This is a genomic window from Exiguobacterium sp. FSL W8-0210, assembly GCF_038006045.1.
Classification (GTDB): Bacteria; Bacillota; Bacilli; order Exiguobacteriales; family Exiguobacteriaceae; genus Exiguobacterium_A.
This window is the reverse complement of sequence record NZ_JBBOUK010000003.1, coordinates 1-20334: the sequence shown is the minus strand read 5'-3', so window position 1 is coordinate 20334 and position 20334 is coordinate 1. Positions and strand designations below refer to the sequence as shown.

The window sequence follows — 20334 nt, the reverse complement described above, 5'->3', positions numbered from 1 at the left end:
TATAAGCGCCATCTTTTTATAAATAAAGAAAAAATTTAAAACATATTGGAGGATATAAAGTGATCACATCAGAGGAAATAAAGCGTAGATTATGGGACGGTGCAAACGAACTGCGCGGCTCAATGGACGCCAGTCGTTATAAAGATTACATGCTCGGATTGATGTTCTATAAGTTCTTGAGTGACAAGACTTTAGAAACATTCAAAGTAACGAGTGGTTTAGATAACATGAGTCAAACTGAATTAGTAGAAGAGTACTCAAAGGCGCACACCGAATTTGGAGAACAGTTAGATACAATGATTCAAAACGTTCTCGGCTACTATGTTGCGCCAGAATACCTCTATCAAACTTGGATTAAAGACATCAATTCCGGGGACTTTGAAGTTCAAAAAGTAACGGATAGCTTAAATAACTTTGAGCGCACGATTGCCGTATCTGATGATGCGAGTGACTTCAAAGGGTTGTTCTCAAGTTCTACGCTAGATTTAACGAATACCGCGCTAGGTAGCAACTTAAACGAACGCAGTAAAAACATCAAAGCATTGATTTTGCTATTTGCAGACTTAAACATGGTCGCTCTACAAAAAGGTGATGTATTAGGAGATGCGTATGAGTATCTCATCGGTCAGTTTGCCATGGAGTCAGGAAAGAAAGCAGGAGAATTCTATACCCCACGACAAGTCAGTGAAGTCATGGCCCAAATCATCGCCAAAAAGACCGATATAAAGTCAATCTATGACCCTACCGTCGGTTCAGGCTCACTTCTCCTCACGGTCAAGAAACATTTAAGTGAAGAGGTTCAAAAAGATCTCGCTTATTACGGACAGGAAAAAAATACAGCGACCTATAATTTGACTCGTATGAACTTATTACTTCATGGAGTCCGTCCAGAAAAAATGGTCATCAATAATGGCGATACTCTCTCGCGAGACTGGCCAGAAGATCCTGAACGTCCGAATGAAGGTGTACAGTTTGATGCTGTCGTCATGAACCCACCCTATTCTGTGAAGAACTGGAACGCAGCGGGTCTTAAGGTAAGTGATCCTCGCTTTGAGGTCGCAGGTGCACTTCCGCCAGACTCCAAAGGAGATTTTGCTTTCCTATTACATGGGCTGTTTCACTTAGGTCAAAATGGGACGATGGCGATTGTATTGCCTCACGGTGTTCTCTTCCGGGGAGGCGCAGAAGGTGAGATTCGGGAACGTTTACTCGAGAAAAACTACATTGATACCATTATCGGGTTACCAAGTCACTTATTTACCAATACAGGAATCCCTGTAGCCATTTTAATCTTGAAAAAAAATCGAGAAACCGGCGAACCTGTACTCGTTATAGATGCTTCTCGCGGTTTCACTAAGGTCGGAAAACAGAACGTTCTACTCGAGAAAGATATCGCTAAAATCGTCGATACGTACGTTGAACGTAGAGAAGAAACGGGCTATAGCCGATTAGTGAAGCGCGAAGAAATTCTTAAAAATCAATACAATATGAACATCCCACGTTATGTCGAAGCGATTGACGAGGAAATCCCACAAGACGTAGACGCACACTTATTTGGTGGAATTCCTCAACAGAACATTGATGGCTTGAAAGTACTGCAGTCCACAGTACCAGATATATTGAATGCGTCTTTACAAGAAGTTCGTAAGGGTTACGTGGAGTTGGTGAAACCCGTTAAGGAGATCTCTACTCTTGTATTCGATGATCCATATGTCCTTGAAAAATCAAAAGAACTTGAAGCTGAAATAACGAATTATATCCATAAATATTTCGATACAATTCGAAGTGTAGAGAGTATCAGTACGTTGCCGCAGTTGATGGAAAACATGTTGATCGAAATCAAAGAAATCCTTTCAGCATTTGACAATATTAATGTCTATGACGGCTATCAAATCATCGCAGAAATCTGGAAAGAATCCTTGTCTCACGACACAGAAGTTATTGCTTTAAGTGATTTCTATAAAGCTGGTCGTACACGTGAACCGAATATGGTGACGAAGGGCTCTGGTAAAACAAAACGAGTCGAGCGCGACGGCTGGATCGGCAGCATCGTACCGAATGCATTGGTTGAAAAACAGCTATATCGCGATGAGCTAGAAGAAATTGAATCCAAGAAATCACGTATGCAAGAAATTGAAGCGGAGCTAGCTGATTTAGTCGAAGCTGCGAAGGCTGAGGATAGTGAGGAATCCAGTGCATTAGGTGATACATTGAATGAAGCCGGTGAAGCTTTTGATAGTAAGGCGCTCAAAGCGGAGTTGAAACAAGTGGTCAAAAACTCAAGTGAATATAAACAACTTAAACATGTTGAACAGTTACTTTCTGAGAAAGCTTCGCTTGGTAGAGAAGTAAAAGCACATGAAAAAACGCTCAAGGAAGTAGCACAAGAACGAATCTTGACTTTGACAGACGACGAAATTGACACCTTGATGTATGAAAAGTGGTTTGGCAATACAGTTAATTCCTTAGTTCGTCTCATAGAAATACCATTAAAAAAGGAATTAGACACGCTTCAGATGTTGCATGATCGCTATGCTGATACGCTGTCAGCCATCGATGAAGAAAGTCGCGACTTAGAATCAGCGTTTGAAGCATTGATGAGTGAACTGGTGGTGAAATCATGACAGAGCAAACAAATCTATTACCAAAGCGGCGATTCAAAGAATTTCAAAACTCTGGACATTGGGAACAACAAATATTCTCCGCAATAGTGACGAGAGTATCAACGACAGGGGAAGAAAATATCTTGCCGCGATTAGAGTATGAGGATGTTGTATCTGGATTTGGAAAACTAAATAAAAATATCTTTCTAAAGGAAAGTCAGAAAAAAGGAATTGAGTTTGAACCCGGCGATGTACTTTATGGAAAACTGCGGCCATATCTTCAAAACTGGCTATTAGCTGATTTTAAAGGTATTGCAGTAGGCGACTGGTGGGTTTTGAGACCTAATGGAATAAAAAGTAGTTTTATCTATAGTCTTATTCAAAGCAATAAATATCAAACGGTCGCTAATCTTTCAGCGGGTACAAAAATGCCACGTTCTGACTGGAACATTGTTGGTGGAACTGATTTTATGGTTCCAACTGCTAGTTTTGAACAGACTAAAATAGGGGATTTTTTCGAAACTCTAGATCACTTCATCACCCTTCAACAGCGCAAACTAGAAAAAACAAAAGCCCTAAAAGCTGCTTATCTTACAGAAATGTTTCCTGCTGAAGATGAGGTCGTACCTAAACGGAGATTTGCAGGATTTACTGAAGATTGGGAAGAACGCTCTTTCTTTGAAAATGTCAAAAATACTATTGACTTCCGCGGTAGAACTCCAAAAAAACTAGGCTTAGAGTGGAGCACGACTGGATACCTCGCTTTATCTGCATTAAATGTAAAAAATGGATATATAGATTTCAGCGTCGACAATCACTACGGAAACCAAGAACTATATGATAAATGGATGACTGGACGAGAGTTAAAAAAAGGGCAAGTATTATTTACTACTGAAGCACCAATGGGAAATGTAGCACAAGTTCCGGATAATAAAGGCTATATACTCAGTCAAAGAACTATTGCTTTTGAAGTGAATCCCGAGAAGATTACCAATGATTTTCTTGCTTCACTTTTATGTTCCCCAAAAGTTTTTGCAGAGTTATCTGCTCTATCTAGTGGTGGAACAGCTAAAGGGGTAAGTCAAAAAACATTGTCCCAATTAAAGGTTAAAGTTCCAAAAAACCTTGAAGAGCAATTTAAAATTGGCACACTTTTAAATGAAATCAATCGCCTTATTACTCTTCACGAACATAAGCTCGAAAAATTACAAAATCTAAAAAAAGCATACCTACATGAGATGTTTGTTTAAAGAGGAGCGGATGTCATGAGCAAAGCACCGAAAAGTGCAGCAGAAAAAACATTTCAAGAGAACTTTGTGAAAGAACTACAGAAATATAAGTGGGAAGCCCCTGATTTCTTAGATGGGAATCAGCAACAAGTTACGGTTGCTGATCTCATTCAACATTGGCGTAAGGAACTGAATCGTATCAATGCCGACCAACTTGAAGGTGTCGAGTTGACGGATAACGAGTTCAAGCAGATCATGGCAAAAGTGAGTCAAATCAGTAATAGCTACGAAGCTGCCAAACTGTTGGCCATTGAAGAATCAAAAGGTAAGATCGACGGAATTTATCGTGACAACAACCCAAGTGTAACGAGAAAACAAATTACCTTGACCATCTTCAAAAAAGCTGAAGTACGTGGTGGCGATTCAAGCTACCGAATCGCGAGAGAAGTACAGACACCGAATAACAATCGTTTTGACCTGGTGTTACTGATTAATGGTCTTCCTCTCATCAATATCGAACAAAAGCGCACTGACAAAACGCTAGATGAAGCATATGGTCAGTTCATGCGCTATTATCGCGATGGTGAATATACTCATAATTTCATGGCGTTTTCGCAGATGATGGTGATTACTTCTGAAATCGCTACTCGTTATTTCGCCACACCGAAGTCAATTGATGACTTTAACCTGAGTTTTGTCTTCCATTGGGCTGATAAAGAAAACCACGTCGTGAACGCATGGGAACAGGTCGTCGCACAGTTTCTGATGATTCCGATGGCGCATCAAATGGTCGGCGATTACTTGGTCATTGACGAAGCGCGTCTTGAAGAAAACAGACGGCATATGCTCATGCGTCCGTATCAAGTGCATGCGTTGCAAGCCGTGGAAGGTGCAGCTTTTGGCTGGGACAATAAAGAAAAGATCCCTCATGGAGGATTTGTGTGGCACACGACAGGATCTGGTAAAACAATCACAAGTTTTAAAACCGCTCTATTCTTGTCTACACGAGCGGGGTTCGATAAAGTCGTCTTTCTCGTTGATCGGCGTGAGCTTGATAATCGTACCAGTGAAAACTTTAAAGCGTATGCAGCGTATGAATCGGTGTCTGTCGATGATACCAAGCATACCTATCAACTTAGAAAGATACTGAAGTCTCCTAAAAATGGCATTGTCGTGACGACAACGTTCAAGCTGAACGCTCTGGTGAAAGAATTAGAAGAGGCACAAGATGCGAGCTTGACCGATAAAAAAGTCATCTTTATTATCGATGAAGCCCATCGAACGACAATGGGTCAGATGATGGGGACGATTCAACGACACTTCAAGAAAAATGGACTCTTCTTTGGATTTACCGGGACGCCACTATTTGATGAAAACAAAATCAAAGGTAAGGTAAATGAAAAAAGTGAAGTGATCAATACGACGGAAAAATTGTTCGGTCCTAAATTGCACCAGTATACGATTGATGAAGCCATCGCGGATAAAAACGTATTGGGGTTCCATGTGGACTATATCAACACCGGTGAATTTAGAAGCTATGACGATTTGAGAGAGCAACTGGTCGAAAAAATAAAAGAAGAAAAACCTGACTTAGCGGACAGAGATATCGAACGCGAAGTTCAAGAGTTGTCCGAGGTCGACGTGGAAAAACAGGCGAAAAAGTTAGGAGTTCTCACTTACCATGACGAGACACATATTCCACGCGTTGTAGAAGAAATTCTAAAAAATTGGGACTTACAGTCACAAGGAAGAGAATTTAACGCGATTTTAACTGTTGCCTATAAAAATCGTGTTATTGCCTATTATGAAGAATTCCAAAAACAGATGGCAATACGTGGTGAACATTTGAACATCGCCATGACGTTTAGTTTTGGCAATGAAAATGACCCTTCTCCCCTCGATCCCGAAATTGTGAAAGAGATGTTTAAGGACTACGCTTCATTCACCGGAATTTCGTTTGTAGCCGGTGATAAGAAGCATGGGGAAGATGCTTATTTTGAAGATCTTGTAGAACGTGCCACTCGAGGCGGAAGCGGAAGAAACCCTAAGAACATAGATCTTGTGATTGTTGCAGATCAGCTCTTGACTGGTTACGATTCCAAGCGACTGAACACGCTCTATATTGATCGCCCGCTTGAACTCCAAGGGTTGATTCAAGCCTACTCGAGAACCAATCGATTGTTTGGTCCAGCCAAAGAATTCGGGACAATCGTTAACTTTCAGTACCCTCGTATTACTCAAGAATTAGTTAATGACGCGTTACGGTTGTATGGTAGTGGCGGCAAAAGTAGCAAAGCCATTGTCGAACCTTACGAGACGTCTGTACAGAAGTTCGCGATAAAAATTGCCGAAATGACTCCAACCTTGCCTGATCCTACAGACTGGCAAACGATTGAACATGACGAAGTGAAAAAAGAAGCCTTCTTACTCGCCTTTAAAGACGCTGCAGAGCAGTTGAATTTAGTCGAGCAATACTATGAATTCCAGTGGGATGATCATGCTTTTGGTATCGATGAACATACGTGGCTACAATATGTTGGGGCATATAAAAACTTAACGTGGAAGCCTGGCGGTCCTCCTCCACCTTCACCTGTAAATGTGTTAGTTGGCAAAACCAAACTAGCAGGTACCCAAGTGATTGATGCCGCTCACATTCTTAGTTTGATTGATTCAAAGATCACCACGTCAAATGGTGTCCAAACGGTAGATAGCGAAACCCTCCGTATCATTTATCAACAGATTCAGGAATTGAGTAACATGGGAGATAACGAGCAAGCCCAACTATTAAGGGAGTTCGTCGATACCGAGTTGGTACCTGGGAACTTATCTAGTAATATGAATTTTGATGAGTCATTTGAGCTGTGGAAATCCACTCAACTGCAAACGGCCGTGAATGCGTTAGCTATGGAGTGGGGTCTAGATAGCGATCTTTTTGAAAAATCAGTTCGTTCCTATTCGCCTTCGCAACCAGACGTTGTACCCTATATCGATGAACTCATCAAAAGTGTTGATTTTGACGCAGCCAACAAACAAGCGGGTAACAATCGATTAATGCATGTCATGAAATTAACTGGGAAACTCCCAGAGCTTATTGCTGAAATCAAGCAACGATATAACTAAGTTAAAAAGTACTCTAGAAAAAATATCGGTCTTAATAACGAACGTTAAAAAGACATTTTTGATAGTTAGTACACATTAAAATGAAAAGGGCTATAAACAGCCCTTTTCATTTTGCCCCCATTGTCTTTTAACTTATCTTTTTATCAATGTTTGTTTTCTGTTATGATTGATGAGTAAACAAACAAATGAACGGAGGTTATTCATGACGAAAATTGGATATGCACGAGTATCAACCTTTGATCAGAACTTGGACTCGCAGCTAGATGAACTTAAGAAAGCCGGTTGTACTAAAATCTTTCAAGAGAAGGCCTCCAGTGTAAAAAAGAGACCAGAATTTGAGAAGTGCTTAGATTATTTACGAGAAGGTGATACCCTGGTCGTCTGGAAGCTAGATCGGTTGGGGAGAACCACAAAGAAGCTTCTTGAATTGATTGATGATTTGAAAGATCGCGGAATCAATCTTCAAATCATTACGTTAGGGGTCGATACTTCTACGGCTGCCGGCCGACTATTCTTCACCATGATGGCTGGATTGGCAGAAATGGAACGTGAGCTGATTCGCGAACGTACAAACGCTGGACTTCAGGCTGCCCGAGCCAGAGGAAGAATGGGTGGAAGAAAACCGATTGATGAACAGGTCATGGCCAGAGCCATAATGATGTATGAAGCAAGAATGACAGTCGAGGATATTACCAAAACTCTAGATATCTCAAGATCAACTTTTTACAAGTACTTAAAAACCCTCAAGTGATTGTTTTTAAGTACTTGTATGTCTAGATACTTCTTTTAGCCATATTGAAAAATGGTAAAAGCAGAGTAATATCATATACTCTGCTTTACTCAATGAGTTTTTAATTAAATATTTTCTACTTTATCAAACCATGGACTTGCTGTTTCTTTTAAAACGGCATTAAGTTCTTCGATGTTTTGTCTGCCTTCTGATCTTAGCCATTCTCGGCCATCTTGTTCACCTTTTTCACCGAAAACATTAACACCATTCTTCCAGGTTGCTCGTCCGCATAATACACCATTAAAGGTAGATCCCGCCTCTTTTGCAAATGTTAATGTATCTTGGAATAACTGCGCTGAAACACCCGCACTTAAAAAGATGAATGGTAACGTCGTAGCATCACTTTGTTCTTTAAATAATTGAAGCGCTTCTTCCCTAGAATGGATAACTTCATCTCCATATCCTTCTACGAATTTCATATTAACAGGAACCTCGACTTTCAGGACGTCCACTTTGTATTGTGGTTTTGAGAATTCCTTCATTGCATCAATCACTTTATGAGGTTTCACCTTGGCATATTCTTTTCCTTTTACATCATCGTTATTGACATCATAAGTCACAATTTCTAAAAAGAAGGGGATTTCTTCAGCCTCACATTCTGAACCAATTCGCTCCATATATACATGTTTATACTCATTAATTTTTTCTTCTTCATCTACATCATAGTAGAGTAAAAATTTAATAGCATCGGCACCAATGTCTTTTAGCCGTTTAACAGACCATTCCTCCAATAAATCAGGCAGGCGTCCTGGCTCTGATGCATCATAGCCTGTTTTTTCATAAGCCATGATGAGTCCGGCATCTTGATGTCTTATTTTCGAAGCGGGTAAGCCATATTCAGGATCAAGTAAGATCGATGAAGCAAAAGGTGTCAGTTCCTCCGATACCATTTTTTTATACGTAATGATTCCTTCATCTCCAATCTCCTGATCACTTGCATTAGCAATCATTTTCTTAAGAGATCCACGTTGGTCAATCGCAAGTGCCCCGATTACTCCGTTTTCATTTGATAATCGTTTCAATGCTTCTAATTTATTCTTTTTTAATGATAGCATAGTAGTAGTCTCCCTTTTTAGTAGATTTCGTTTATCTCAACTAAATTAAAATAGTGCATAAAGTGGTTCAGATTAACGCTTCCGGTCCCAGCTTCTATTGTGTTCAGCATCCCTGCCGTCATCGAGGTTTTGATGGCGGTTTCAATGGGTTCCCCTCTATTTAAAGAAACAGCTAACCCCGCAACTGTCGCATCACCTGATCCTACTGGATTTACCACATTAATTTTTGGTATAATTGCGTTATAGAATCGATCCTTATATTTAACCAAAGCACCTTTACTTCCCATTGAAACCATCACGCATTCAATATCGTTAAATAATTCATGCGATAATACTTCTTTTAAGAGATTTCTATCATTATTGACCTCTTTCCCAATAAGCTGAGACAATTCAGTATGGTTTGGTTTAATGGCAAAGGGCTTTTCCTTATGAAGAAGTACTTGTTTTAAGGATTCTCCCGAGGAGTCAAGTATCACAGGAACGTCTTTTTTATGACTGATGACTAGCATTTGATGGTAGAAATCATCGGGTAACCCTTTTGGCAGACTTCCTGAAATCGTAACAAATGAGGTCTTTGATAATAGACCTTCAAATTTATCTAAAAATGCTTTGCCTTCTTTTAGGGATAGGGTTGGACCCGATTCGAGGATCTCTGTTTGCATTCCTTCGTGAAGAATGGCAATACAATTTCGTGATTCTTTTTCAGTCTTTAAAAAGTCATTTTTAATACCAGCTTTTTTTAATTCTTGGTTGATAAAATCACCAAGGGTGCCGCCAATAACACCAGTAGCCAGAACATCTTCTTCTAATTGTGAAATAACCCGTGTAACATTTAATCCCTTTCCGCCTGCGGTTTTACTCACATGTTCTATTCTATTAATCTCATTTAATTTAAATTGTTTAAGAGGGTAAGAAATATCAACTGAGGGATTCATTGTGACTGATAAAATCATTTCACTGCCTCTTTCTCGTGTTTTTTCTTTTTTTAGCTCTGTTTATGATGAATGTTGATAAATTGCCTTTGGTCCATGTGATCAGCATTTTTCTGCCTAAAAAATGGCTGAACGTATGCCCCGAAGGCAATTGCAGCATCAACAAGGATGTTTAACAAAGCCTTTCATTTCATTGCTTATCATCAATCGTGATATTCGCCCCCATCCCATTTTTCTAGGAACTCGTCAAAAAAGTGAATGTCTCCTGTTTGATGATCATTTTCTGGTTCAAGGGACATAATTTTTTCCACTAATTGGTTGTTTTCCTCTGTTTCATCATATTTTGCTTCGATAAAGTGATCGACAATCTCTAGGATTAAATGTTCTCCAGTAATTTTGCCTCCAACGCCAATGACATTTGCATTTAGTTTTTCTTTAGCATATTTGGCCGTGGCAACGTCTCTTACCAATGCTGCTCTTGCTCCTAGTACTTTAGCGGCTGAATTTGTAATTCCTACACCTGTACCGCAAATCACTACACCTAAATCAGCTTCTCCGGTCGTAACCGCTTCTGCCACCTTTTTCCCATAGATAGGATAATGTGTTCTTGTAAAATCATACGTCCCCATATCAACAACCGTATGTCCTTTAGATTTTAAATGGTCAGAAACTGCCATTTTTACATCTGTTACAATATGGTCACAACCTAATGAAATAATCATCTTATACTCTCCCTCATTTTTTTAATGTAATCCCTCTAAATGGTTTATACGATTTACATCATTTTGTTTAACATATCTACTCGGATTTGATGGCGTCCCCCTGAGTACTTTGAGTTAATAAAGGCCATCACAATACTTTCAGCCAAGCCTTTACCTACAACTTCGGCCCCCATCGTAATAATAGAAGTGTTATTATGGTCCCTTGTCATTCTTGCTGATCGTTCATCAGAGACTTCCGCACAAACGATGCCTTTTATTTTGGTTGCTGCCATAAAAGAACCCGCTCCATAGGAATCGATCAGAATAGCAATTGAATCGCTGCCTTTTTTTACTTCATTTGCGACTAAAACAGTTGAATCTACAAAGTCAACGGCTCCATTTGGTGTTTTATCTATTACATCGATGTTTTTTTCTTCTAAGAAAGTTTTTATATGATTTTTCAACTCTAACCCAGCTTTATCTGATCCTAATAATATGTTCATGTCCATTCACCTCATATTTAATAAATTACTTTTACAAACTCTTCTAGCTTAAGCTTCTTTTCTTCGGGAATTTGATCATCGGTTATTAAAGCAGTTATCCCATCCAAATGATAGAAGCTAAAAAAGTCCTGTCCCCAGATTTTGCTATGATCAGCAACAATGTATTTTTCGTGGGCATTATCTAAAATAATGCTCTGTGTAATTCCTTCCTCTTCATTAGATGTGTAAACTTCATTCCCATGGACGCCATTTGAGCCTATAAAGGCTTTTTTTACATTAATCTTTTTTAATGTATTATTCGCGAAGCTTCCGACAAAGGCTCCAGTTCGAGCTCGATAGCTTCCACCAATTAAAATAAGATCATAACCTTCGTTTTTATTAAAACGGTTGAAAACATGAATGGAATTGGTCACGATTCTTGCAGGAAATACCGTCAAGAAGTCATACACATACTCAATCGTTGTACCTGGACCGAGAAAAATTGTGTCATTTTCTTCGACTAAGGAGGCAATCGTTCTAGCAATTTGTTGTTTTTCTTCTATATTGATGCCTTGCTTCTCAATATGAGTCAGCTCTTTATCCGAAAATCCATTGACAGCCTTTGCTCCGCCATGAATTCTCTCAACTTGACCTTGATCCTCAAGCAGCTGTAAATCTCGTCGAACAGTCATTTCTGTTACATTTAATAATTCAGTGATTTCTGAAACGCGTACCATTCCATGAGTATTAATTAAATTTAATATGGCTTCTAGGCGTTGCTCTTTAAGCACACTGTCACTCCCTTCTCGATTTGTTCTAAAATGTTTGATTTTGTTCCTTTTCCTAGAATTTATCACCTGAAACGATAAATGTCAAACAAAATAATAGGGTGATGCAATGTGTGAATAATGTATTAACAGCCAATGAAAGCGCTTGACAAAAAAATAATCCCTGATATATAGTTTGAATGTAAACAAAAATAAACAAAAAAGAACATAATAGAACAAAAACAAAACATTTCTATTATTTTCACTAAGGAGGATTAGATATGAATAAAGAAGAAGTGAGCATGGTAGGTTTCGAAATTGTTGCATTCGCCGGTGAAGCACGTTCCAAATTATTACAAGCTGTTAATGAAGCAAAAAAAGGCAACCTAGCTGCTGCAGAAGGACTAGTGAAAGAGGCGAAGGAAAGCTTAACAGAAGCACATAATTCCCAAACCCAAATACTAGCAGCAGAGGCTGGCGGGGAATCCATTGAGTTAGGCTTTATTATGGTACATGCCCAGGATCATTTAATGACTACCTTACTATTAAGTGATATTGTTGAACATTTAATTGACATTTATACGAAGGGATGATTATCTATGAACTCCATGATGAATTCCTTAATTACACAAATAGAAAAAATGAAACCTTTTTTCGAAAAGGTTTCTCGGAATATCTATTTAAGAGCGGTTAGAGATGGCTTCATTTCTGGAATGCCGATTGTCTTATTCTCAAGTATCTTTTTACTGGTAGCATACGTGCCGAATATTTTTGGTTTTTATTGGAGCAAAGAAATTGAAACAATATTAATGAAACCGTATGCATATTCAATGGGAATATTGGGCTTAGTTGTCGCGGCTACTACAGCAAAACATTTAACTGACTCATTTAATCGGGAATTGCCAAAGAATAATCAGATAAGTAATATATCTACGATGCTAGCGGCTATTGTTGGATTTTTGCTGTTAGCTGCTAATCCAATTGACGGTGGTTTTGCAAGTGGATATATGGGATCAACCGGATTACTTACAGCATTTATTACTGCTTTTACTGTAGCTAATATTTATAAAGTATGTATCAAAAATAACGTGACAATCAAATTACCTGAAGAAGTTCCGCCAAATATTGCCCAAACGTTCAAGGATTTAATTCCATTTGCAGTTACAACGATCCTCTTCTGGCTTTTTGACCTGGCATTTAGAAGCTTTTTCGAAATAAACTTTGCACAGGCAGTTATAGAACTCTTCAAACCTCTCTTTTCAGCAGCCGATGGTTATTTAGGTCTCACGATTGTTTATGGTGCGATAGCATTATTCTGGTTTATCGGCATACATGGCCCTTCAATTGTAGAACCAGCTGTTGCGGCAATTTATTACGTTAATATTCAAGCAAACCTACAAATGTATCAAAACGGGGAACAAGCAGTAAATATTTTAACACCTGGTGTTCAACAATTCGTTGCTACTTTAGGCGGAACTGGCGCAACTTTAGTTATTACTTTAATGTTCGCTTTCTTAGCAAAGTCAAAACAACTAAAAGCTGTTGGTAAAGCTTCTTCCATCCCGGTTCTTTTTGGTGTCAATGAACCAGTATTATTTGGTGCACCGATCGTTCTAAATCCCGTTTTCTTTGTACCATTTATACTTGCACCGATTGTAAACGTTTGGCTTTTTAAATTCTTTGTTGATGTTTTAGGTATGAATTCATTCATGTATGTCTTGCCTTGGACAACTCCTGGTCCACTTGGAATCATCATGGGTACTGGATTTGCCGGTTTTGCCTTTCTCTTGGCCATTCTATTATTAGTGGTAGACTTTCTTATTTATTATCCATTCTTCAAAGTTTACGACAAGCAAAAGATTCAACAAGAACTTGAAGAAAATAATCATCCTGTCAAAGAAGTAATTGCTCCGAAAAGCGAAACAGTTGTACTTGAAGTTAAACAAGACATAATAACAGATGAGAAAAATGTTTTAGTCCTTTGTGCAGGCGGTGGTACAAGCGGATTATTAGCTAATGCCTTAACAAAGGGTGCAAAAGAATGTAATGTTTCTATTTCAGCTGCGGCAGGAGCCTATGGATCACATAATGATATTTTGAAAGATTATGATTTAGTTATTTTAGCTCCACAGGTTGCATCAAACTATGAAGTGCTAAAAAAGGATACAGATCGTTTAGGAATCAAATTGGTATCTACAGGTGGTAAAGAATATATAGATTTGACTAGGAATCCTGAAAAGGCATTAGCTTTCGTATTAAGCCAATTAGCATCATAAGAGGAGGATATTAAATTGGAACATATCAAAAAACAAGCATTTCCTAAAGACTTTTTATGGGGAGCGGCTTCTGCAGCTTATGAAATAGAAGGTGCATGGAATGAGGATGGGAAAGGTCCTTCAGTTTGGGATGTCTTTTCTCATATTCCCGGCAAGACACTAAAAGGAACAAACGGTGATGTTGCAGTTGACCATTATCACAGATATAAAGAAGATATTCGTTTAATGGCTGAAATGGGTCTGAAAGCGTATCGATTCTCTGTAGCATGGAGCCGGATTTATCCTAAAGGGTACGGTGAAGTGAATGAGAAAGGACTTCAATTTTACGATGATATTATTAATGAATTAATCGCCAATAAAATTGAACCTGTATTAACCATCTATCACTGGGATATCCCTCAAGCTCTAATGGAGGAATATGGAGCATGGGAATCAAGAAGGGTCATTGAGGATTTTAAGAACTTCTCCATTACCTTATTTAAACGGTATGGAGACCGGGTTAAATATTGGGTTACATTAAACGAACAAAATGTCTTTATTGGTCACGGATATGAGGCCGGCATCCATCCGCCGGGTGTACAGGACAGAAAACGAATGTATCAGGCTAACCATATCGCGAATCTTGCTAGCGCAGCTGCTATTAGTGTATTTCATGATTATGTACCAGATGGAAAGATTGGTCCAAGTTTTGCTTACTCGCCATACTATCCATTAGATTCTAAGCCAGAAAATGTATTAGCAGCAGATGAAGCGAATGATTATAACAATTATTTTTGGATGGATGTCTATGCGTTTGGCAGATATCCTAAGAGAATGTGGCGATACTTGGAGGAAAATGATTTACTGCCTGAATTTGAAGAAAGTGATTGGCAGTTACTTGAGAAAGCGAAACCAGACTTTATGGGAGTAAACTACTACCGGACAGAAACAGTTGTTGCCAATCCACTTGATGGAGTTCAAATGAACCATGCATTTAATAACACGGGTGAAAAGGGAACAACTCCTGAGAAAGGGGTTCCTGGCCTGTACAAAATAGTAAAAAATCCGTTTACAGATGCAACAAATTGGGACTGGACCATTGATCCAACTGGTTTACAAGTAGCAATTACCAGAATTACAAGTCGATACAATCTTCCGGTTCTTATTACAGAGAATGGATTAGGGGAATTCGATACGGTTGAAGATGGCAGAATTCATGATGACTATCGAATTAAATATTTGCGTGATCATGCGAAGGCGATTCAAAACGCTATTGCGGATGGTTCCGAGGTGATTGGCTATACACCTTGGTCTTTAACAGATTTACTCAGCTGGTTAAATGGTTATCAAAAACGATATGGATTTATATATATTGACAGAGATTTTGATGATAACGCATCAATGGAGCGTATAAAAAAGGATAGCTTCTATTGGTATAAAGAAATCATCAAGTCAAACGGGGAAAAATTAACTTCTGATGTTCAAGCATTAATTTCAGAAGGGTTAGCGAAGTAATTTCATTAGAAAATTTTTATAAACAGAAAACAAAAGTGAACTGCTCCCCGTCAAGTAGACAGGGCAAATAATGAAAACCAAACTAGGCGGCTTGAGACCTGTATTCGACAGGGCTCAAGCCGTTTAGCCGTTTCTGGAAACGGTCATGGTTGTAGAACGATATGTAGGTCTCGATGGCCGATGTGAGTTCGCTATAGGCCTGAAACTCACGCAGGTAGTACATCTCGACTTTCAGGGTACCCCAAAAGCTCTCGATCGGGGCGTTGTCGATGCAATGTCCGACCCGGGACATGCTGTGGGTCAGCCCCGCGTCTTCTACCATGCGTTTGAACCCTTTCGATGTGTATTGATATCCTCGGTCGCTATGGATCATCGGACTCGCTCCTGTACGGAGCCCCGCGATTGCTGGCATCATCGTTTGGAAGACGAGCCCGTTGTTGTTAGACTTCCCGATGCGATAGGCGACGATCGAGCCGTCATACAGGTCGATGATCGCGCTCAGATACGCCTTCTTCCCGTCACCAAATTTGAACTCGGTGACGTCGGTACACCATTTCTCGTCAGGTCGGGACGCGCTGAATTCCCGATTCATCAGGTTCTCTGCCACATGTTGTGGTGACGACTTTTTGTGCCGTTTTCGCTTCTGGCGGATGACCGAACGGATCTCATGGATACGCATGAGACGATAGATGCGCTTCTCATTGTATGCCGGCAGGCCATGCTGGCGTCGTCTGCGATTGACCGTCATGGTGATCCGTCGATAACCGTAGGTCCCGTTCACCTGGTCGTAGAGGAGGCGGATGTCTTCCAATAGGCTCAAGTTCTCTTCTTCGCGTACCGAGACGGTACGCTTCAACCATTTATAGTAGGCGGCCCGTGAGACCTGCGCGATCTCGCACAGGAGCACGACCGGGAACGTGTCGGTCGTCGACATTTCCTCGATGACCATGTATCGCAATTGTAGCCTGATCTGGCTGATCAACCTCTCCTCTCGATTTCCTCCAACTTTTTTAGGAACAGGTTCTCGGCACGAAGGCGCTCGTTCTCCCGCTCGATCTGTTGAATGCGACGTTCGAGCTTCTCCTCGTTGGTCAGTTCCTCTTCTTGCTTCGTCCGTCCGCGCCGGTCCTCGAGCCCGTGCACGCCGTCGGCGTCATATTTTTTCGTCCACCCATAGACCTGTTGGTACGACACGGCGAATACCTCGGCCGTCCGTTGTCCAGGCAATACCTGACTATCTCCATGCGTTCCTCGAATGTGGTCTTTCTCCCTTTTGTCATAGCTCGATCCATCCCTTTTCTCGAATCTGTTAACTCGCTATGACTAGTATACTTCTTAATCCATTTTCGAAGAACAGATCCATCACTGATTTGATAGTTGGAGAGGACTTCCATCGTGGTGGCCCCGTCGAGGTAGTCACGGACGGCCGCGATTTTCTGTTCATTGGTGTACAGTTTCCATGTCTTCGATTCCTTCAATGCGTCACTCTCGCCGGTATCGAATTTCACTTTCCACACCCGGAGGGTATTCTCGGAAACGTGATGAGTCTCCATGATTTCCTTCCATGTATGCGTTTCTTCTTCCATCATGCGCAGTGCAACCAGTTTTTGTTCGATTGAATGCCGACTTCTCGCCATAAAAAAACACTCCCCAATAGAATAAACAGATTTGTTATTTCATCTGTCTACCTATTGGGTAGCATATCAGACTTGATTTGTTTATAGATATTTCGTTGAGAATTGGGATGTAAGTGTGCCTCCGGCTCCTCTAACAAAATAATTGGATGGTAACATTTATCCTCAGAACCTCTCAACTTTATCTGCCCGTCTACATAAGATAGTAAAGTTAAAAATGTAACCCAACTTCGTGTACCCATACCATGACTATTCATAGGAAATACGTCTGAAGATTCATCTTGAAAATTGATTACCAAATTTCTTCCTAAGTCATTCATTTTTTGAGTTACAGGATGGATAAGAATTTTTGAAGCATCGGCATCCAAAGTCTGAGAGACCATCCCAAGCTTTTCAGATAAGTGCTGCAATACATCACTTTCATTAACGATTTGAGAATTAATTGATTGTAGCTCTTCCTCAAATCTAAGTAATGAATCTGGATCGATTTTAATGTCTTTAACCAACTTAGCAAAGTAAGAAAACTTATCTCTCATGTCCGCGACAATATCTCTTCGAGCATCTAAATAAAAAACGGGTAATGCTTCAAAAAAGTTCTCTCTAGGAACATCTCTAAAATAATCATTATACTCCTCAATATTTTCATTCTCAGGCCAATCCAACAGGGTTTTTCTCTCTACTTCAAACTCACCTTTAGAACGATTAAACATAATCGTGGCTCTAATAGAAACGGATTGATTAAAATCATCATCCACGGAAATAAACTTGCCAAAGTGCGTTTGCCATTCAGCGCTAAACTCAACTGGCATCTGAGAAATTCTATCGCTATCCACGAAAGAATCAACAGAAGGAAGAATCAAAACGTCAATAATTGCTTTCCTAGACTCCTACATCAGAAAGACGATCACCTGAAGCACGGTAAATATCTTCTGATGATACAGGAAATCTTGAATCAAAAACCGCTCTAATAGCAGATAAAAAAGCCGTCTTACCAGCATTATTGGCACCAATCAATACACTTTCAGAAGAGGAAGTACAAGAAAAGTCAGCAGATAATAAAGATCGAAAATTACGAATACGAACAGCAGATAACATCAAAGACATCTAATCACTCCTAAGCGTAGTTATTTCAAGTACTGCAAGGGGGAGTAGAGACCCACCCACCACCGTATCTATAAATGTATTGGAGTTGAGCTCATTAAATTCGATTGCACCAGGGAAAAGAACTACATTATCTTTCTTAACCAACATTATCGTTGTCTTGGCACATCTTCCCCTTCCTTCTACTTCCTTTGTTATTAGTCCTTCTTCCACCATAACAGCAACAAGGCGTTTGAATGTTGCGTATGACAAGCACTTGGAAGGGTCTACTGATGATGTGATTAAAGAAACAAGCGTTCGTTGCGCACCACAAATACACCCTCCGTTTTTGCGTAAAACTGCAAGGACGTCTTCTTTCCATTCATCTAGATGACTATATGTACGTTCTTCACGCGGTTTTGCACCTTCCCAGACTTGGTACTTGAACTCGATCCCAGACAATGTCTCGATCCAATATGATGAAGGACCGAGCGGAGAACCAGATTTGAAAGCGCTCTTTACTTTACGTTTAACTTCAATTTGGCGAAGTGAGGGCCTATTCTTTTCATTCCATTGATAAAGTAACGACAGGGTTAGGTTTTCTTCGTATCCTGCAGCCTTGTAAGCGAGAGCAAGGGTATAACAAGTATTGTCACGTTGGCCCTCTTCCACTCCTTCTAATAGCTTTAGGATTGCTGGGTGAGATAATAAATCCGTCGAGCCTAAAGCCACATTACCTCTCTTTGACTGATTCTCTTGCTGCTCGGTCAACCATTCGCAAAGGTCGTCAAAAGACACGCGTTCTCCCGAACGAAAAACGGTGTTCTCTTCTGTCGGTAATCGGAACCAACGTTCAGCACCTATCGCTTGAAGATCCGCGTTCATCTCCTCAGCTATCATTCGTTGGACGCGTTTATAATGGTCCACTACTTTTGGGAATGCGCGTCTTGGCTCTCTCAAGTACCAATACACATGAAAACCACCTGACGGCGTCTTGACGACGAGTGATGGTGTCGGCAGGCCTGCGCTCGTCACCCGGTCCATAACGTCCGGAAAAATCATCCCTGCATTCTGCGACGTCTTGACATCGATGTCAATCACCATGGCGTTCAGCCAACGCAAAGAGCCCGCATGACGTTGGTCATTGCGATAAAAAGTGTTCGGTGTGAAATATGTATACTTTTCTTTTGCCCCAAAGAGTGAGCGGTATGTACGGATGGCACGTGGTTGTGTGAACTCCTGACAGACAAAAATCCATCCCAGGTCTTTGCTGTATCCGGTTCTCTCGACCTGAGAGGCCCGTTTCGGAGCTTCCGTCAATTGGTCTCGATAAAGATTTCTCAATACTTCCATGCCACATCCTCCTCCCTTCTGTTCTATGGCTCATCGTAAATTGTTGCGTATCCATTTATCTGAAATACGATGAACATTGTCGAGAAGAAAGAACAATGCTAAAATGATTGCATAAGAAAGACGCCTTTGTTCGTCACGTTTTTCTTTTGAACAACGCATGAAAAAGGATCAGTTCATCGTATTATGTTTTTAGGAATCTAGGTTTCTACAAATCTATTCATGATGGCTGGTTTAGGGTGAAGCGTTGTTAAATACACAGTCTGACTACTAAGTCAGATGATTTGGATCTGATAACGGGCAGGTTATCAGATTTTTTTATGCCGTTTTTTCCTACGGGAAAGAACTTCATAATCCTATGTTTTCATAAAAGAAACCGCTTAACAACAGCTTTTTTTCGCGTTTATGCTCATTAAAAGAAATGTATACATGTAGATTTGTATACGCGTATACATGTAGATTTGTATACATGTAGATTTGTATACATGTAGATTTGTATACATGTAGATTTGTATACATGTATACAAATTAAGAATTGATGATTCACTACAAACGTTGGTTTAAAGCCATATTTCAGATGTTTCCATTTCCGATGTATACATGTATACATGTAGATTTGTATACATGTATACATGTATACATGTAGATTTGTATACATGTAGATTTGTATGCATGTAGATTTGTATACATGTATACATGTATACCGTTTTTCAACATTCATCTATATTAGATCAGTATGGCTGAACACCCAACAAAGTAGTACTATCTCCAAAGACATTCAGACGAATTGTGGTCACATAAAAAAAGAGCATGCTCTACTG

The 20334-nt window shown here is 39.9% G+C and carries 15 protein-coding genes and 1 pseudogene; 7 read left to right on the top strand and 9 right to left on the bottom strand.

What is annotated here, in order from left to right:
• Positions 1 to 59: 59 nt before the first annotated feature.
• The 4 genes from MKY22_RS16800 (at position 60) to MKY22_RS16785 (ending at position 7703) form a co-directional block, all read left to right on the top strand.
• Positions 60 to 2624, top strand: a complete 2565-nt coding sequence (locus MKY22_RS16800) for a type I restriction-modification system subunit M (protein WP_341090490.1) — start codon at positions 60 to 62, stop codon at positions 2622 to 2624.
• Positions 2621 to 3853 (top strand): restriction endonuclease subunit S, encoded by a 1233-nt coding sequence (locus MKY22_RS16795; protein WP_341090488.1) that lies wholly within the window; start codon positions 2621 to 2623, stop codon positions 3851 to 3853. The genes MKY22_RS16800 and MKY22_RS16795 overlap by 4 nt, the downstream gene beginning before the upstream one ends.
• A 15-nt stretch (positions 3854 to 3868) precedes the next feature.
• On the top strand, positions 3869 to 6952 hold the full coding sequence (locus tag MKY22_RS16790) for a type I restriction endonuclease subunit R (RefSeq protein WP_341090486.1): 3084 nt from the start codon (positions 3869 to 3871) through the stop codon (positions 6950 to 6952).
• Between the two features lie 202 nt (positions 6953 to 7154).
• Positions 7155 to 7703, top strand: a complete 549-nt coding sequence (locus tag MKY22_RS16785) for a recombinase family protein (protein WP_211781000.1) — start codon at positions 7155 to 7157, stop codon at positions 7701 to 7703.
• 104 nt (positions 7704 to 7807) lie between these two features.
• Here MKY22_RS16785 and lacD read toward each other — a convergent pair whose 3' ends face one another.
• The 5 genes from lacD to MKY22_RS16760 form a co-directional block, all read right to left on the bottom strand.
• A complete protein-coding gene (gene lacD, locus MKY22_RS16780) occupies positions 7808 to 8797 on the bottom strand; it encodes a tagatose-bisphosphate aldolase (RefSeq protein ID WP_114166634.1) in 990 nt (329 codons plus the stop codon).
• 17 nt (positions 8798 to 8814) lie between these two features.
• Positions 8815 to 9750, bottom strand: coding sequence for a hexose kinase (locus tag MKY22_RS16775; RefSeq protein WP_341090482.1), 936 nt, complete (start codon positions 9748 to 9750; stop codon positions 8815 to 8817).
• A gap of 182 nt (positions 9751 to 9932) precedes the next feature.
• Complete coding sequence (gene lacB / locus MKY22_RS16770; RefSeq protein WP_211780998.1) at positions 9933 to 10451, bottom strand: galactose-6-phosphate isomerase subunit LacB; 519 nt, start codon at positions 10449 to 10451, stop codon at positions 9933 to 9935.
• Between the two features lie 53 nt (positions 10452 to 10504).
• Positions 10505 to 10933, bottom strand: a complete 429-nt coding sequence (gene lacA / locus MKY22_RS16765; RefSeq protein WP_114166640.1) for a galactose-6-phosphate isomerase subunit LacA — start codon at positions 10931 to 10933, stop codon at positions 10505 to 10507.
• 17 nt (positions 10934 to 10950) lie between these two features.
• A complete protein-coding gene (locus MKY22_RS16760; protein ID WP_341090472.1) occupies positions 10951 to 11703 on the bottom strand; it encodes a DeoR/GlpR family DNA-binding transcription regulator in 753 nt (250 codons plus the stop codon).
• A 257-nt stretch (positions 11704 to 11960) separates the two neighbouring features.
• Here MKY22_RS16760 and MKY22_RS16755 point away from each other — a divergent pair, with 257 nt between their 5' ends.
• Genes MKY22_RS16755 through MKY22_RS16745 form a run of 3 tightly spaced genes read left to right on the top strand, consistent with a single transcriptional unit; the run spans position 11961 to position 15449 of the window.
• The gene (locus MKY22_RS16755) at positions 11961 to 12272 is read left to right on the top strand and encodes a PTS lactose/cellobiose transporter subunit IIA (protein ID WP_341090470.1); all 312 of its coding nucleotides are present in this window, start codon (positions 11961 to 11963) and stop codon (positions 12270 to 12272) included.
• Between the two features lie 18 nt (positions 12273 to 12290).
• A complete protein-coding gene (locus MKY22_RS16750) occupies positions 12291 to 13955 on the top strand; it encodes a lactose-specific PTS transporter subunit EIIC (protein ID WP_341090629.1) in 1665 nt (554 codons plus the stop codon).
• 15 nt (positions 13956 to 13970) lie between these two features.
• Positions 13971 to 15449, top strand: a complete 1479-nt coding sequence (locus MKY22_RS16745; RefSeq protein ID WP_114167513.1) for a glycoside hydrolase family 1 protein — start codon at positions 13971 to 13973, stop codon at positions 15447 to 15449.
• 82 nt (positions 15450 to 15531) lie between these two features.
• Here the strand turns inward: MKY22_RS16745 and MKY22_RS16740 are convergent.
• The 4 genes and pseudogenes from MKY22_RS16740 to MKY22_RS16725 form a co-directional block, all read right to left on the bottom strand.
• A pseudogene (locus tag MKY22_RS16740) lies at positions 15532 to 17086 on the bottom strand (IS3 family transposase).
• Positions 17087 to 17133: 47 nt separating this feature from the next.
• Positions 17134 to 17892, bottom strand: a complete 759-nt coding sequence (locus MKY22_RS16735) for an AAA family ATPase (RefSeq protein ID WP_341090460.1) — start codon at positions 17890 to 17892, stop codon at positions 17134 to 17136.
• 70 nt (positions 17893 to 17962) lie between these two features.
• Positions 17963 to 18187 carry an AAA family ATPase gene (locus MKY22_RS16730; protein WP_341090457.1) on the bottom strand — a complete coding sequence of 75 codons (225 nt, stop codon included), beginning with the start codon at positions 18185 to 18187 and terminating at the stop codon, positions 17963 to 17965.
• The gene (locus MKY22_RS16725) at positions 18188 to 19516 is read right to left on the bottom strand and encodes a primase C-terminal domain-containing protein (protein ID WP_341090455.1); all 1329 of its coding nucleotides are present in this window, start codon (positions 19514 to 19516) and stop codon (positions 18188 to 18190) included. It abuts the gene before it with no gap.
• Between the last annotated feature and the right edge of the window lie 818 nt (positions 19517 to 20334).

Excerpts from the sequence above, each read along its gene's own strand:
- MKY22_RS16795 (WP_341090488.1), top strand. The coding sequence starts at position 2,621 with ATGACAGAGCAAACAAATCTATTACCAAAGCGGCGATTCAAAGAATTT.
- MKY22_RS16790 (WP_341090486.1), top strand. The coding sequence starts at position 3,869 with ATGAGCAAAGCACCGAAAAGTGCAGCAGAAAAAACATTTCAAGAGAAC.
- MKY22_RS16785 (WP_211781000.1), top strand. The coding sequence starts at position 7,155 with ATGACGAAAATTGGATATGCACGAGTATCAACCTTTGATCAGAACTTG.
- lacD (WP_114166634.1), bottom strand. The coding sequence starts at position 8,797 with ATGCTATCATTAAAAAAGAATAAATTAGAAGCATTGAAACGATTATCA.
- MKY22_RS16775 (WP_341090482.1), bottom strand. The coding sequence starts at position 9,750 with ATGATTTTATCAGTCACAATGAATCCCTCAGTTGATATTTCTTACCCT.
- lacB (WP_211780998.1), bottom strand. The coding sequence starts at position 10,451 with ATGATTATTTCATTAGGTTGTGACCATATTGTAACAGATGTAAAAATG.
- lacA (WP_114166640.1), bottom strand. The coding sequence starts at position 10,933 with ATGAACATATTATTAGGATCAGATAAAGCTGGGTTAGAGTTGAAAAAT.
- MKY22_RS16755 (WP_341090470.1), top strand. The coding sequence starts at position 11,961 with ATGAATAAAGAAGAAGTGAGCATGGTAGGTTTCGAAATTGTTGCATTC.
- MKY22_RS16750 (WP_341090629.1), top strand. The coding sequence starts at position 12,291 with ATGAATTCCTTAATTACACAAATAGAAAAAATGAAACCTTTTTTCGAA.
- MKY22_RS16735 (WP_341090460.1), bottom strand. The coding sequence starts at position 17,892 with ATGCCAGTTGAGTTTAGCGCTGAATGGCAAACGCACTTTGGCAAGTTT.
- MKY22_RS16730 (WP_341090457.1), bottom strand. The coding sequence starts at position 18,187 with ATGTCTTTGATGTTATCTGCTGTTCGTATTCGTAATTTTCGATCTTTA.
- MKY22_RS16725 (WP_341090455.1), bottom strand. The coding sequence starts at position 19,516 with ATGGAAGTATTGAGAAATCTTTATCGAGACCAATTGACGGAAGCTCCG.